At 47.9% G+C, this 15,607-nt stretch carries 15 protein-coding genes; 11 read left to right on the top strand and 4 right to left on the bottom strand.

Annotated elements, in window-relative coordinates; genetic code table 11:
- Nucleotides 1-29: 29 nt before the first annotated feature.
- The gene (locus tag NT073_RS02575) at nt 30-920 is read right to left on the bottom strand and encodes a DivIVA domain-containing protein (protein WP_297368310.1); all 891 of its coding nucleotides are present in this window, start codon (nt 918-920) and stop codon (nt 30-32) included.
- Between the two features lie 120 nt (nt 921-1,040).
- A complete protein-coding gene (locus NT073_RS02570; RefSeq protein ID WP_297368306.1) occupies nt 1,041-1,940 on the bottom strand; it encodes a WD40 repeat domain-containing protein in 900 nt (299 codons plus the stop codon).
- A 71-nt stretch (nt 1,941-2,011) separates the two neighbouring features.
- On the opposite strand from NT073_RS02570, the gene NT073_RS02565 reads away from it, so the two are divergent.
- On the top strand, nt 2,012-2,641 hold the full coding sequence (locus NT073_RS02565; RefSeq protein WP_297368303.1) for a 4'-phosphopantetheinyl transferase superfamily protein: 630 nt from the start codon (nt 2,012-2,014) through the stop codon (nt 2,639-2,641).
- A gap of 74 nt (nt 2,642-2,715) precedes the next feature.
- On the opposite strand, the gene NT073_RS02560 is transcribed toward NT073_RS02565, so the two are convergent.
- Nucleotides 2,716-3,591 (bottom strand): transglutaminase-like domain-containing protein, encoded by an 876-nt coding sequence (locus NT073_RS02560; protein WP_297368301.1) that lies wholly within the window; start codon nt 3,589-3,591, stop codon nt 2,716-2,718.
- Nucleotides 3,592-3,721: 130 nt separating this feature from the next.
- Between NT073_RS02560 and galE the strand changes: the two genes are divergently transcribed.
- The 6 genes from galE (at nt 3,722) to NT073_RS02530 (ending at nt 10,067) form a co-directional block, all read left to right on the top strand.
- Nucleotides 3,722-4,753: a UDP-glucose 4-epimerase GalE gene (galE, locus tag NT073_RS02555; protein ID WP_297368299.1), complete on the top strand. Its 1,032-nt coding sequence runs from the start codon at nt 3,722-3,724 to the stop codon at nt 4,751-4,753.
- Between the two features lie 92 nt (nt 4,754-4,845).
- Nucleotides 4,846-5,904: a dTDP-glucose 4,6-dehydratase gene (gene rfbB / locus NT073_RS02550; protein ID WP_297368296.1), complete on the top strand. Its 1,059-nt coding sequence runs from the start codon at nt 4,846-4,848 to the stop codon at nt 5,902-5,904.
- A 104-nt stretch (nt 5,905-6,008) separates the two neighbouring features.
- On the top strand, nt 6,009-6,869 hold the full coding sequence (gene rfbA / locus NT073_RS02545; RefSeq protein WP_297368294.1) for a glucose-1-phosphate thymidylyltransferase RfbA: 861 nt from the start codon (nt 6,009-6,011) through the stop codon (nt 6,867-6,869).
- Between the two features lie 398 nt (nt 6,870-7,267).
- Nucleotides 7,268-7,672, top strand: a complete 405-nt coding sequence (locus NT073_RS02540) for a hypothetical protein (RefSeq protein WP_297368292.1) — start codon at nt 7,268-7,270, stop codon at nt 7,670-7,672.
- Between the two features lie 858 nt (nt 7,673-8,530).
- Nucleotides 8,531-9,343 carry a sensor histidine kinase gene (locus NT073_RS02535; RefSeq protein WP_297368290.1) on the top strand — a complete coding sequence of 271 codons (813 nt, stop codon included), beginning with the start codon at nt 8,531-8,533 and terminating at the stop codon, nt 9,341-9,343.
- A gap of 64 nt (nt 9,344-9,407) precedes the next feature.
- Nucleotides 9,408-10,067 (top strand): response regulator transcription factor, encoded by a 660-nt coding sequence (locus NT073_RS02530; RefSeq protein ID WP_012930300.1) that lies wholly within the window; start codon nt 9,408-9,410, stop codon nt 10,065-10,067.
- Nucleotides 10,068-10,212: 145 nt separating this feature from the next.
- Here the strand turns inward: NT073_RS02530 and NT073_RS02525 are convergent, their stop codons facing one another.
- Nucleotides 10,213-11,010, bottom strand: coding sequence for an SDR family oxidoreductase (locus NT073_RS02525; protein ID WP_297368287.1), 798 nt, complete (start codon nt 11,008-11,010; stop codon nt 10,213-10,215).
- A gap of 146 nt (nt 11,011-11,156) precedes the next feature.
- Between NT073_RS02525 and NT073_RS02520 the strand changes: the two genes are divergently transcribed.
- From NT073_RS02520 to NT073_RS02505, 4 genes are all read left to right on the top strand, one after another.
- On the top strand, nt 11,157-11,738 hold the full coding sequence (locus NT073_RS02520) for a LemA family protein (RefSeq protein WP_012930302.1): 582 nt from the start codon (nt 11,157-11,159) through the stop codon (nt 11,736-11,738).
- Between the two features lie 93 nt (nt 11,739-11,831).
- On the top strand, nt 11,832-12,266 hold the full coding sequence (locus tag NT073_RS02515; RefSeq protein ID WP_297368284.1) for a TPM domain-containing protein: 435 nt from the start codon (nt 11,832-11,834) through the stop codon (nt 12,264-12,266).
- Nucleotides 12,267-12,273: 7 nt separating this feature from the next.
- The gene (locus NT073_RS02510; RefSeq protein ID WP_297368282.1) at nt 12,274-13,122 is read left to right on the top strand and encodes a TPM domain-containing protein; all 849 of its coding nucleotides are present in this window, start codon (nt 12,274-12,276) and stop codon (nt 13,120-13,122) included.
- 118 nt (nt 13,123-13,240) lie between these two features.
- Nucleotides 13,241-15,598 (top strand): DUF5916 domain-containing protein, encoded by a 2,358-nt coding sequence (locus NT073_RS02505; protein WP_297368279.1) that lies wholly within the window; start codon nt 13,241-13,243, stop codon nt 15,596-15,598.
- The last annotated feature ends 9 nt before the right edge of the window (nt 15,599-15,607 follow it).

Here is a 15,607-nt window from a genome sequence, read left to right as displayed (position 1 = left end):
TTATCGGGGTGATGTCTTTAAGGATATGCTTAAATCTGGTCGAAAAAGGAACCAGTTTTTTTTGTCGATGCCTCTTCTGTGGAAGCAACAGGAGTACCTTCTGGATCAATCGTGTCTACCTCCGTTGGTAAAGGCTCTGACGGCGATTCATCTGTGGTTTCGGTAGCCGTTGGAGTTGCCGTTTGATGATCGGTATGCAGGGCATCCTCGAGCTTTTCCATAACGGCCTCATCGATCGGAATCGCTTCCGGAACAGACTCCTCCCGATCAATGAGTGGTGGTAACTCAGCCGCCGTGTCGGTAGGCGTTACTGCGTCGGGAAGGGCGTCAGTTTCGGGTTGTTTCAGTTCGTCGGTTAATTGAACGGTTATATCATCGATTTTACCCTTCAGATTTTGCCGGGAAAATTTCTTTTCGAAACGATCCACGCTATCAACGGCATTGCTGGCAAGAGTGCGAATCTGGACAGCCAGATTCTCCTTATAGCTTTCCAGTGCTTTAAAATCGTGCTCCAATGATTTAATGTCATTGAGAATATTATCTTTCAGGTACCGGGCCTGGTTTTCGGCATCCTGTACCATCAGCGCCGACCGCTTTCGGGCATCAGCCAGCATTTCGTCGGCTTTCTGGCGGGCTTCGTCAATATATTTCTCCCCCGCTTTGTTCGCCTGGTCGGTTATTTGAACGCTTGTATCTTCGGCTGTTTTAAGCGTCCGGAATAAGGTCATTTCTACTTCCTTGAGCTTACCCAATTCTTTTTCGGCCAGTTCAAGCTGCATTTTCAGCATTTTATATTCGCCGGTCAAGCGTTCCCATTCCTGAGATAATGAAGCTAGAAATGCGTCAACTTCCTCGGTTTTATAGCCGCGCAACCCTTTTTCAAACGTGTGCTGCCGGATTTCAATTGGCGTAATTTTCATTGGTGCGCTACAAGTTTTGTGTGTTACTAAATACGTAGATAAAGGTGAATTAACTGCCTTAATACCTATTTTACAAAAATTAGGCCGAAAAATAGAGGAAACATACCATAACGAATAATCTTAGATCATTTTCCATACCGAAATAGTACGGTCGTCGCTGGCCGAAAGTAGTAGTTGGTGGTAATTTGTCCAAAGGACTTTATTAACGGATGTGCCATGTCCGGCATGACGGGCGCGGTCCACTACTTTAAGTAGTTTATAGGTCTCGGCATCCCATATTTTAAGTGACTTATCCATGCTGGCCGTAGCAATCCGGCGGCCGTCTGGGCTAAATGCTAAATGGTTGATAGCAAACATATGCCCTACAATATCCTGCTGAAGGGTGTAGCCTTTTTCTACCGCCCAAACTTTTAAATGTGCATCGCGCCCGGCAGTGAGCAACTGCTGGAAGTCTGGGGAGTACGCAACTGTAAAAACAGAATTGCCATGGGCCGGAATAACCTGCTTGAGTTCGTAAGTTATTAAATCGAAAATACGAACAACGTTATCGCTGTAGCCAACGGCTAGTTCGCGCTCAACGGGATTAACCGCAATACATCGTGCCGACTGATCGGATGCTTTAAGGTGTTTGCGAACCGCAAGCTGGTCTGTATCAACAACAGCCACAACCCCATCCGACAAGGCCACAAACGCGTCGTCTTTGTGAAATTTGATGTCGAAAATAGCGGCCGATGTAAGCTTAAGCGAGGCCACTTCCTGTTTGCGGGCCGGGTCGATCAGATGAATGCCTTCGTAGTTCTGACCAACCCACAAAAGTCCGCTGGCCGGATGCAGGGCTAAGGCATAGACAGAAGCGGGTACTTTGGCCACCAGTTCGCCCAGATCGGGCCGGTCGAGATGCCAACGGACAACCTGCCCGTCGCCCCCGGCCGAAAAAAACTGTTCGGCTACTAAGCCATATTCCAGGGTGTAAACAGGGTCGCGGTGGCCGCCAAACGTATCTAGTTTTTCTACAATCACTGGATGAAAAGACAAGTTGTTGCTCAAAGGTCGTTAATCCTTTCTTTTTCTCGAATGACTTCCGACTTTTGATGGTGACTTTTCAACTAGATATAAACGGTGACTGTGTGGCCAGGCTAAAGGCTATTACAGAGGACGAGCTTGCATTACGGGCTAAGGTGCTGCTAACTGTGGCAGAACAGGAGGATCTGGCGCGCATCAGCCATCCAGCCCAGCGCGTTGAATGGCTGGCCTGCCGGGTAACGATCCGGCAATTAGTTGAAGAGCAGGGAACAGATTACAGTGGGTTGTATAAAGACGAATATGGGAAGCCACACCTTATTAACTCTCCCTGGCATATTTCCCTGTCTCATACGAATGGATGGGCCGCTGCGGTGCTGCATCGGTCGCGCCCTGTGGGCATTGATATTGAACCAATTCGGGAGCAGTTCAGGCGGGTAGTACCGCGTGTTTTGTCGGAGAGTGAACTTGCGCACGCGGCTGGTGACCCAAACCGGCTGGCGGTTTACTGGTGCGCCAAAGAAGCCTTATATAAACTTTATGGAAAGCGTCAGCTCACTTTCCGGGAGCACTTACTGATCGAGCCTTTTGCGGATGGCCTTGACCAGTTGGTAGGACATGTTCGCTTACCCGACCACCAGGAGCAACTCATTATACGTTGTTTTCAGGAAGGCCCCGGCCTGCTGGCCGTTGCCTATTAGTGTACCCACGGGATTTATCCCGTGATTCCTGAATTTATCAAGTAAATCACGGGATGAATCCCGTGGGTACGTGCTTACCGTTGGGTATAATCTGAAAGTGGAAGGCCGTCGCCGTCGTCCCGAACTGTGTTAAGGATTTGCTCTACTTCCCGAACGCGCTCAGTATCACCGTTCTTTTCGAAAGCCAGCGTCAGGTTGCGAAGTACACGCCGGACAATATCGGCGTTTGTGCAGGGCTGGTAAAAGGTATCCAGCCGTTTGATGTTTAACTGATCAATGTACTGATCGATGTCTTTGGTAGTAAAGACCAAACCCCGGTTGAATACATTGATATAAAACTGAACACCACTGCTGTTTTTATAGGTCAGTACGAAGAGATTAGGCAAATTAACACCGTATACAGGCAGATTCAGCCGTTTGGCAATAAGCATATAAAGTACACAGAGCGTTATGGGGTTTCCCCGGCGTGATTCGAGTACCTGGTTGATCATCGAATTGGCTGGCGAGTGAAAATGCTTAGTGTTCGGCGCAAATTTTAGCTTGGAAAAAAAGGCACTGTTCATCGCCTTAATCTGCTCGTCGGGGTGCATATCTGTCTTGAAATCAACCCATACATCATAAAACAGTTGCTCTATCTCCTGCTTGAGTTTATCGAGCGACAGGTCAGGATACTGATAGGTAGCGACGATCCAGAGCCCTTCCAGTAAATCCATACCTCCGCCATTTTTCCAGTCGCGCATACGATCCAACACAGACTCATATTGAAGATCGTGTATAATTTCTTCTATTCGCTTTTGAAGGGCAGGATTAAAGCTACCTTCCCATTCCGACTCAAGAAATGGGATCATTTGCCCCCCCATCTGTCGAATTTGTTGTTCAACGTGTTCAACGACCTCCCGGTCTTCGTCGTCCAGAAGCGAGATAAGGGCTTTCAATTCGTTGTCATTCATTCGATTGTATTACTTTATCAGGGTACCCCAGAATAAAAACTGTTTTCGGAAACCTGCTGAATATGCTACTTTTGTCTGATTATGAAACTGACTATGCTAATATAGCAACAAAATTTTTATAAAAAACGGTTTGACTCTTTCAGGCAATTCTCCCAAAATTCTGGTAACCGGAGGTGCAGGATTCATAGGATCCCACACGGTTGTTTCGTTGGTTAACGCCGGTTTTGAGCCGGTCATTATTGATGACTTTTCCAACTCTGAACGCTCTGCTCTCGATGGGCTGCGGGCTATCCTGGGCCACGATGTAACCTGCTATCCGGTAAACTGCAATGATGCCGAGATCATGGCCGACATCTTCCGGAAAGAAGCACCCATTGGCGTTATTCATTTTGCCGCCAACAAAGCGGTAGGTGAATCGGTCGCCAAACCGCTGAAGTATTACCGCAATAACCTGGACCCGCTGATGCTGTTACTGGAACTGATGCCTCAGTTCTCGGTACAGAACTTTGTGTTTTCGTCGTCCTGCACTGTATATGGTCAACCGGCTCAATTGCCCGTAACGGAAGAAACACCACGTTTGCCGGCTCAGTCGCCTTATGGGAATACTAAAGCCATTGGTGAAGATATTATCCGGGATGCAATAGCAGCACAGATACCGGTCAAAGCTCTGGCCCTTCGCTATTTCAATCCGATCGGTGCGCACCCATCAGCTGAAATTGGTGAGCTACCGTTGGGTGTTCCAGCAAATCTGGTACCGTTCATTACACAAACGGCCGCTGGCATACGCTCTAGCCTGACTGTATACGGTGATGATTATAATACACCGGACGGCACCTGCATTCGCGATTATATCGACGTGGTTGATCTGGCCGATGCTCACGTTCAGGCTCTGAAAAAGCTGATAGAAGCCCCGGCAGGCGCTTCTTATGACGTTATTAATATCGGTACAGGACGTGGCGAAACGGTTCTGAACGTTATCAGGACCTTTGAAGCGGCTACCGGGGTGAAGGTTAACTATGTTATTGGGCCACGACGGGCGGGTGATGTGGAGCAGGTATACGCCGATGTTACGAAAGCAAACCGTGTGCTGGAGTGGTCGGCCCGCCGTTCGCTCGCTGAGTCGTTACGGGATGCATGGAACTGGCAGAAAAAATTAATATAAGTAAATTTGTTATTTACAGTTACCGGATGCAATATTACTTTAGTGTCCAGTAATTGTAAATAATTAACCGTAGACTTAAAACCTAAAGTATAATGAAACTTCTCATTACAGGCGGAGCTGGATTTATTGGCTCACATGTCGTTCGCCTATTTGTTACGAAATACCCCGAATATCAAATTTATAACCTCGATGCCTTGACGTATGCCGGTAACCTGGCCAACCTGAAAGACATTGAAAATGCACCTAATTATACCTTTATAAAAGGTGATATTACCGACGCGAAATTTCTGGAGGATATGTTCGCCGAATTATCACTGGATGGCGTCATTCACCTGGCGGCTGAGTCGCACGTTGACCGGTCAATCACAGACCCTATGTCGTTCGTAATGACCAATGTTGTTGGTACGGTCAATCTCCTTAATGCGGCTAAAAACAGCTGGGCTTCTACGGGCGGCTTTGAAGGTAAACGCTTCTATCATGTATCGACGGATGAGGTGTACGGTTCTTTGCACAATCCCGAAGATTTCTTTACCGAAGAAACCCCCTACGATCCGCAATCGCCTTACTCCGCATCAAAAGCGGCCTCAGATCATTTCGTGCGGGCGTACGGCAATACGTATAAATTGCCCGTTGTTTTGTCGAACTGCTCGAATAACTACGGCCCGAATCACTTTCCTGAGAAGCTGATTCCGTTGATGATTCACAACATTCAGACGAACAAGCCTCTACCGGTTTATGGCAAAGGAGAAAACGTTCGGGACTGGCTGTTTGTGGTTGATCATGCGCGTGCCATTGATGCCGTTTTCCACAAAGGAACGCTGGGCGAAACTTATAACATCGGTGGTTTCAATGAGTGGAAAAACATTGATATTGTCCACTTGCTGTGCGGCATTATGGATCGTAAACTTGGTCGGCCGGAAGGAACCTCGGCGCAACTGATCACGTATGTGACCGACCGCGCCGGACACGATCTGCGCTACGCTATCGACGCGCACAAAATCATGAATGAGCTTGGTTGGGAGCCTTCCCTTCAGTTTGCCGAAGGTCTTGAAAAAACCGTCGACTGGTTCCTGGCGAATCAGGAGTGGATGGATAACGTTACTTCGGGGGCCTATCAGAGTTATTATCAGGGAATGTACGCGAATCGTTAATAAAGGCGAAAGAGTGAAAGAGCGATACCGGGTTGCCGGTACGGAGCGAAAAATTGATCCGCTGGTTGCTCTTTCGCTCTCTCACTTTTTCACTCATTAAATAAATGAAAGGAATTATACTTGCCGGAGGCTCTGGCACTCGTCTCCATCCGCTTACCCTGGCTGTTTCGAAACAGCTGATGCCCGTATACGACAAGCCGATGATCTATTACCCCCTGTCGATTCTGATGCTGGCAGGTATTCGGGAAATACTGATCATTTCAACTCCGCACGATTTGCCCCATTTCGAAAAACTCCTCGGCGATGGCGAGCGTATTGGCTGTAAATTTACATATGCCGTTCAGCCTAGTCCGGATGGGCTGGCACAGGCGTTTATTATTGGTGAAGAATTTATCGGCGACGATAAGGTAGCGCTGGTTCTGGGCGATAATATCTTCTATGGCTCAGGCCTGTCGAAACTACTTCAGGCTAACAACGACCCCGACGGTGGTGTGGTGTACGCGTATCAGGTACATGATCCGGAACGGTACGGCGTGGTGGAATTCGATGAAGCGTTCAACGTATTGTCCATCGAAGAAAAACCCGAGAAGCCTAAGTCAAATTATGCGGTACCCGGATTGTATTTCTACGATAACGACGTTGTCAATATTGCCAAGAACATAAAACCTTCCGTAAGAGGGGAACTGGAAATCACCGACATAAATCGGGTTTACCTAGAACAGGGTAAATTGAAGGTTGGCGTGCTGGATCGGGGAACTGCCTGGCTCGATACGGGCACCTTCGAATCGCTGATGCAGGCCGGTCAGTTCGTTCACGTCATTGAAGAGCGTCAGGGCCTGAAAATCGGCTGTCCGGAAGAGATTGCGTATCGTATGAAATTCATCGACGCTACTCAACTCGCAACAATTGCCAAGCCATTGGTGAAAAGCGGGTACGGCGCCTACTTGCTAAACCTGCTAAAGTAGCGGTATTCAAGAGCTATATGCCACTTATACAGAAACGCCGGAGCAAGCTGCTCCGGCGTTTTTCGTAAACCTAACCTATGAGAAAAATTTATTGCTACGCCAGATGCTCCATAGTAACATAACAAAGGTAGATGTAACGATAAGCTCATATAAGCGCATAAACACGGAGTTTCAGCATCGTAAACAAACCACGCAGAACCCCGCACTTTAGCACGTAGAACTACGTATTGATAAATATTTTATAAGGCTTAAGTGTTTGGTTGTTAGCTCATTGTCGATAGATCTGTGTATTTTGTAATGGTAGCCGGGAAACATTGATGTTGTAATTTAGATTCGCTTTCCGCTTTTGTCCACCCTTAGAGAGCGCATCTATCATCTTAATTCCAATCTGATCCATTATGAATGTTTTTACCAAAGATGCGGGCCGTATTCTGGACCCACAAGAAACACAGGCCCTGACAGGCGCTTACCAGGAGCGTAAGCTTCAAGTTGGTCTTTCAAAAGACGAATATATTCGTTCCGAATTTTTTGGTACAAACCACATCCAGTATCTACTTAGCCAACCCGGCTGTGTAGGATTGCGAATTCATCACGCCAAGCGTTGGGAAGATTCTGATGGCAAGCCTACCAGTCCGGATAAAGGTCAGCTTGTGCCTCGCGTACTGTTGACAGGAGTAGATGCTAAAGGTAAAGATATGCCAATCCGGGTTGATAAAGCCGGAATGAAAGATATGCCCGCAGATGATGGTAGCGGCAGAGCAGTCGGTGACGGCCGGCCATGCCCACAATATTGTGGTAGTTAAGCTATGTAATGAATCTATGTAATGAGTCGATTCTTTAGCCCGTATCAAGATTATCCAATAGCCTTTATTGCTGAGTTAATAACCCTATTACCTATACTAATAGGGTTATTTCGAATAGTATCAATCAAGTATGAAATCCGACTTCTTCTGGTACTGTTTATTCTCTTCTTTTTGAGAGATATTTTATCTAACCTACTTGCTTCTGTCAAAGAAAATAATCTCTTCATCTATAATATTTTTTCTTTTATTGAGCTGTTTTTTTTAGCGTTAATTTTCTACAACAACCCTAGGATACACTCTTCAAGATACAGAAAAACTATAGTTTGGGGTGTTGTTATTTCTCTTTTTTTAGGCCTATTGTTCTATAGCAAAAGTGACTTTTCCATAATAGATTTTACAATTGTAAGGTTGTATGGTATATTAATTACCATAGTTTTTTTTGAGCGAGTCTTGTCGGAGGTGCGAATAAAAAATATACTCACATATTCAATGTTCTGGATAAATAGTGGCTGGCTTCTCTATTTTTGTGGGACCTTTTTTATTTTTCTTTTAAGTGATAAGGTGTTGTCTCGTAAGGCTCAACCAGAAATATTTCAACAGTATTGGGATACGAATCTCATTTTCTATATTTTCTTCTGCTTACTAGCATCCATAGGTATCTGGTTTAGCAAATACGATCAGGATAATACTCTTTGACGAATTTCAATAAAAATACATCTTCATTCTTTCTACTTTTTATAACTTATAGTGAATAGGCTTACATTGACTGTTCCGCTAACTCAATAGTTATTGGTAGAATTGATATTCAGCTATAGATTTTTGAACTTTACTTCACGCAGATTGCCTGCAAGTAAGCCAATGTCAGTAGATTCCGGTTTTGTAATTGCCGTTGGTACGGCTGTGTTGTTGGTGATGGCTGTGTTCATCATCATCTTCGTAGCCTATTACCAGCAAAAACAGGCGAAACAGCAATTAGCCTTCAAGGAATTGCAGGCTCAGCACCGGCGTGACCTGATGGCAGCTACGTTTCGGGGGCAGGAAGAAGAGCGGAAACGACTGGCCGAAGATATGCACGATGGCATTGGCACCATGCTATCGGTCACTAAAATGAGCCTCAACCAGTTGGAACGCCAGGTTTCCGCGGATGGGCAAATAAGTTTTCAATTTCAGAAAACGCGCTCCATGATTGATGAAACCATGACTAACGTTCGGCGAATAAGCCGGAACCTGGTGCCAACTACTCTGGAGCGATTTGGACTGCTGGCCGCATTGGAAGAACTGGCCGATCGCGCTACCGATACAAGTACAGAAGTACAGTTAACCTTTCCCGAATCTGACACGCCCTTTCCGCCATCTCTCGATTTGATGTTATACCGAATTGCCCAGGAGTTGGTCAATAACGCCATTCGTCACGCCCGAGCCAGCCAGATTACTATTCAACTGATTTGTATTGATCAGGAGGTTCGCCTATCGGTCATTGACAATGGAGTAGGATTCGATTTCGACGCTGTTATGGAAAATAAGCAGGGAGGGCTGGGGTTACGGAATATCGAAAGCCGCCTTAGTGTTGTGAACGGACATGTAACGTTCGACGTAGCACCCGGCCGCGGATCGCAAATTCATATACAGGTTCAACTGCATGACGCGCAACCTGTTAATTTATTGAGTTAATTTGTTTGCCGAATGGCTGCTCTATGCGACTAATAGGGTATCAGCTCTTAACTTTTCTTCCTCTATGCGAAAAATTAAACTGGCCCTCTGCGATGATCACACCCTGTTCCGGGTCGGGATGTCCACCATACTGGGGCAGATCAATGATTTTGAGTTAGTCCTCGAAGCTGGCAATGGACAGGAGCTAATTGATAAAATTGCCCGGAAGCTTCCCGACGTTGTGTTGCTCGACCTCCAGATGCCGGTTATGGATGGCACTGCCACCGCCGATTATCTGCGGGAAAATTACCCTCTCATCAAAATTGTTGTGCTTACCATGCACGATGAAGACCGCATGGTGCTTCACCTCCTTGAAAAAGGTGTTAGCGGCTATCTGCTGAAAGATGCCGAAGCAGGCGAAGTGGAAAAAGCGGTGCGCAAGGTGATGGACGAAGGCGTTTACCTAAACGAGTTCGTATCGAAGGCCATGCTCCGAAAAATGACTAACAAGACAACCATAACGAAGCCCGTCAATGCATTTTATAACAGCAAGATACTGCTTTCCGAACGCGAGAAAGAAGTGCTGATGCTAATCTGCGAGGGCCTTTCTACGCTGGAGATCAGTGAGAAGATATTCCTTAGCCCCCGAACAGTTGAAGGCCATCGGTTACGGATATTAGAAAAAACAGGTACCAAAAATACAGCGGGCATGGTCGCCTACGCCTTTAAAAATAGCCTCGTTTAAGGGTGGTTATTGGTTAATGAGTTATTAAGTTAATGGTTATTAGTTGATGAGTAGACGCTTCTGAGGTTAGACTGTTTTCATTAACCATTAACCATTAACCATTAACCATTAACCATTAACCATTAACCATTAACCATTAACCGGATCAAAGACTGCCCGTTCGTCCGCCATCTACCGGCAAGTTGATACCGTTGATCGACGCGGCTGCGGGGGTGCATAGGAAAGCGATAGCGGATGCCACCTCTTCGGCTTTGACAAAACGCCCAGTCGGAATTTCACTCTCCATTTGTCTGGCTATCTCTTCTTCCGTCTTTCCCGACGATTTCGACGATTTCGCCCGCATGGCAAGTACAGCGGCCAAACGCGCCGTTTCTGTGTAACCAGGCAGTACATTATTGACCGTAATACCAAAGTGGGCAATCTCCAGCGAAAGTGTTTTGGCCCACTGCGCCACCGCTCCCCGAATGGTGTTCGACACACCCAGCCCTACAATGGGTTGTTTTACGGACGTTGAAATGACATTAATAATCCGTCCGAAACCGGCATCCTTCATGGCGTGAAAAACCGCCTGAACCAGCGCCTGATTATTGAGCAGGTGATTGTGAAATGTCTGGGTAAATTCATCTGGTTTGGCGTCGATCAATGCGCCACCTGCCGGCCCGCCGGTGTTATTAATCAGAATGTGCATGGCCGGAAACTGCGCCAGGTGCTGGCTGAGTACCGCCGGGGCTTCGCCCGGCTGGCTGAAATCTGCCACCAGATACCGGTGCATTTGGCCCTGGCTGGCATCCAACTCAGCCACTGTTTCGCGGAGTGTTTGTTCGTTGCGGGCCATCAGCACAATATTGGCTCCCAAAAGGGCCAGTTCAACAGCCGCAGCGCGGCCAATGCCTTGTGTACTGCCGCAAACAAGGGCAGTCTTTCCAGTTAGTGTAAGATCCATTACAAGAGTATTATTGCGTATACCAGTCATCAATACAAATCCGATGCAAAATGGTTAAAAAAACCACTGGCGTAGTTTTGCGTTTACAAAGTATTAGTTTTGACCAACTTTGAATCCAGTATCAACTATTTGCATTTCAACAGACCATGTCAAAGACATTAATTATTGTGGTGGTTCTTGCCCTTATCCTGGGCATGTACGGCTGTAGCTCTTATAACGGTTTAGTCCAGTCAGACACAAACGTGCAGGAAAAGTGGGCACAGGTGCAGACCCAGTACCAACGCCGGGCCGATTTAATTCCTAACCTGGTTCGGACAGTACAAGGCGCGGCTAACTTCGAAAAAAGTACGCTGACGGCTGTTATTCAGGCCCGTGCCAGTGCTACACAGGTGAAATTTACAGCCGACCAGTTGACGCCAGAGAACGTCCAGAAGTTTCAGGCCGCTCAGGATCAGTTAAGTGGTTCGCTGTCGCGTTTGCTGGCGGTGGCCGAAAGTTATCCTAACCTGAAAGCCAATCAGAACTTCTCGGAGTTACAGGCTCAGTTGGAGGGAACAGAAAATAGAATTGCTGTGTCCCGGAATGATTTTAACGGCGCCGTAAAGACCTATAATCAGTCTGTTCGGTCATTTCCGAATAATATCTTCGCCGGTATTTTTGGCTTCCCGGTTAAAGGCTTCTTCGAAGCATCGCAAGCTGCTCAAAGCGCTCCGACAGTACAGTTTTAAGTAGTGATTGGTGAAGTAAGTCGATTACGTGAAGAAAGGCTAATTGCCTACACCACTTGATCGGCTTACTTCACTTACTTCACAAAGCATCCTATGCAAAACAATCCATTCACCCAGGACGAACAACAGCGCATTGTGGAAGCCATCCGTCAGGCCGAAAAGGCTACGTCGGGTGAAATTCGGGTGCATGTAGAGCCACACTGCGCCCACGCCGACCCCGTACAGCGGGCCATTGAGGTGTTTGCGCAATTGGGGATGCACCAAACAAAAGAACAGAATGGGGTGCTCTTTTACCTGGCACATACCGACCGCAAATTTGCCATTTTAGGCGACAAGGGAATTGACGCCAAAGTACCCGATAATTTTTGGGAAAGTACAAAAGAGCTGCTTCGAAGCTATTTTAAATCAAGTCGATATGCCGAAGGGTTAAGTCTTGGTATTGAACGTGCCGGGCAACAATTGAAACAGTACTTTCCCTACGCCAGCGACGACGTTAACGAACTCGCCGACGATATTTCGTTTGACTGACACTGCCGTGAACGTACTCACCTTTATCTCATCGATTGCCCGATGGCTACGCCTGGGACTGCTATTGGTTCTCCTTGCAGTTTCACCGTCTATCATACAGGCACAGGACACCGCAACCGACAACGGTGCATCCGCGAATGATGTTATTCCTGACAAGCCGAATCCACCCCGTCTGGTTAATGACTTTGTCGGGATCTTAAACCCGACCGAGCGCAGCCAACTGGAACAAAAACTGCGTGCGTATAACGACTCCACATCGACTCAGATTACGATTGTTATCGTCAAAACTACAGAGCCTTATCCCATCGGCGATTTCGCCTTTCAGGTCGGACGCAAATGGGGAGTTGGGCAACAGGGCAAAAACAATGGGCTGGTGCTGGCCTGGGCTACCCAGACCCGTAAGATTTTTATCGCCCCTGGTTATGGGCTGGAGGGAGCTATTCCCGATGCGATTGCCAAGCGGATTATTACCAATACCATCGCTCCGGCTTTTAAGCAGGAGCAGTATTACCAGGGACTGGACGAGGCAACGACCGAAATCATCAAACGTGCTCAGGGTGAATATAAGGCTGAACCAGACACCGACTCAGACGGCGGCCCAGGGGCATTCCTGATCATACTCATCGTTTTCATGGTTATTATATTCATTATTTCCCGACGCAATCGGGGTGGGGGTAATAGCGGCAATCGCGGTGGTGGTTGGGGTGGTCCCATCTTTTTCCCAACATCTACATTCTCTGGTTGGGGCGGCTCCAGCGGGGGCGGCTGGAGTGGCGGAGGGGGCGGCAGTGGTGGCGGCTTCGGTGGATTTGGTGGTGGTAGCTTCGGTGGCGGTGGCGCTGGTGGCGATTATTAGCAGGTAGATAAGTATTCATATAGACTGCCGGTGAGTGGGCCTTATGGGCCGCTTATCTAAAAATAGGTACATGTACTTAAGCATGTGCCTATTTTTGTTGGTAAGCCATTCCCAGCGTATGTTTCTTTTTACTGTTCGCAACGTTTTATTGTTCGTTTTTTTGCCACTCCTGTCGCGAGCACAAACCAATCCTATTACCCCAACTACAACTCAATATAATGTCGTTGCTCAGTCAGATTCTACTGGTGATGCGATAACCGAAGAAACTACACCTTCTACAAACGTGGGTGCTGGGCAATCGGTCATCTTTGCGCCCTCCACCCGTCGCCGGGCTATCCAGGCGGTTGAAATAAAGAATAGACTGAAAATTGATGGTCGTCTCGACGAAGCTGAGTGGAAGCAGAGTAAACTCGCCCGGCGATTTATACAGGTCGATCCGCAACAAGGACGTCCGGCTACGTTTGGCACCGATGTACGCATAGTGTACAACCGCCACTTTCTGTATATAGCCGCTATAAATCACGATTCACTCGGCCAGAAAGCCCTACGCGTGCCTAACTTCAAGCGCGATTTCAGCAGTCGGGCGCACGACTTGTTCGGGGTGTCTATCGATGGTTTCAACGACCAGCGAAACGCTATGACCTTTGTCACGAATCCGCACAGTACACAGCGTGATTTGCTTTCGTTTGATGATGTACTTTACGACGAAGACTGGGACGGCTTTTGGAAAGTGCGAACCACGAGGACCGATTCGGGCTGGGTGGCTGAGATGCAGATTCCGTGGCAGACACTGCGCTACGCGCATTCGACCGATTCGACTCAGTCGTGGGGGATTAATTTCTTTCGTAACCGTCGATACTCCAATGAACTATCAGCCTGGTCGCCGTTTCCCCGCGCCTTCACATCGAGCCGGATGACATACGCCGGGTTGCTAACTGGCCTGAAACCGCCCCCGCCATCACCCAATATTCGTATTCAACCCTATGTATTGGTAAGCGATGACCGTTACAACGGAACGGAAGTTGGCTACGGTCAGAGCGCTAACGTAAAACTTGGTGGTGATGCCAAGTGGGCGATCAATCCTAATACGGTGCTCGATTTGACGTTAAATACTGATTTTGCACAAGCTGATGTTGACCGTCAGGTTAATAACCTCACGCGTTTTTCGGTGTTATTCCCTGAACGGCGGGCCTTCTTTCTGGAAAATGCGAGCCTGTTCGGGGCGGGTTTACCGGGCAACAATATCACGGGTGAGGGAGGAAGCATGGTGATCAAGCCGTTCTTTAGCCGTACAATTGGTCTGGCAACGTTAGCCGATGGCACCAGCGGTCCTGTCCCGATTGATGCCGGTGCCCGGCTGGTGTATCGTTCGCTCAACCGTAACTATGGCGGCATGGTTATCCGGCAGCGTGGCGTTCCTGGTAGCCCAACAACCGACTTTGTTGTGGGGCGCTATGTCGAAAACATTGGTCAGCGAAACCGCATCGGAACGCTGTTTACCCTAAAAAATGTACATGGAACGGATAGTATCGGCAGTCGACAGAACGGGACGCTGGCGCTGGACGGTTTCTTTCGGCTGAGTGAGAAATGGACTTATAGCGCTATGGTCGTGGGTTCCCTAAGCTCGGCCGGAACGGATAAGGGGCTATCTGCCTATAGCCAGGTTATCTACCGCACTAATCAGGTAGTTGGCTGGTGGACACAATCTCTTGTTACCAGAACATTTAACCCGGAAATGGGCTTTGTATCGCGCAGCGATGTGATCGCTACCACGCCGGGACTGTATCTGGTTAACCGATCGAAATGGTTGCCAAAATGGGTACGTAACTTTGAGCCCGGTGCTTTCTTCGAGATCTACCATAAAGCGTCGACCGGTTATTTGCAGGAAACCCAGGCAAACTTTAACCCAATCTGGCTAACGTTTCAGAACGGGGGTAGTATAGGGATTTTCGCCAATTCAACGTTTCAGCGGCTGGACGATGGCGACTATCGACCGCTGGGTTTGGGGATTGCTTCGGGAAAGTATCGATATGTTCGGTATACAACTATGTTCAGCACCGATCCATCCAAGAAGGTGTCGTTTCAGTTCAACGGGGAGACGGGGGCCTATTATGATGGCCATCTGAATTACGGCCGGGTTACGATGCTTGTTGCACCGATCCCACATGCGGCTTTTACGTTCAGTGCCGAAGCAAACGACTTTAAGAAGGTAGGCGGTTACACCGGCACCATTTCCCTGTACAGCGTAGAGAGTCGGCTGGCGGTTAATCCCCGGCTGCAGCTGATCAGCTTTTTTCAGCGAAATACATTTACCGAAAAGAACGCTTGGAACATCCGGCTGGCCTGGGAGTTTCAACCCCTTTCGTTTCTGTACATCGTCTATAACTCGGGAACCTACGCCGGTTCTATCCGCACCATCGACCGCCAGCGGGAGCAGCACGTAATTGGCAAGCTGTCGTATTTGAAGCAGTTTTAACCGTCGGGC

This window comes from Spirosoma sp., assembly GCF_026391055.1.
GTDB lineage: Bacteria > Bacteroidota > Bacteroidia > Cytophagales > Spirosomataceae > Spirosoma.
Note: the sequence above shows the minus strand (reverse complement) of the source record. Positions and strands in the feature narration are given on the sequence as shown.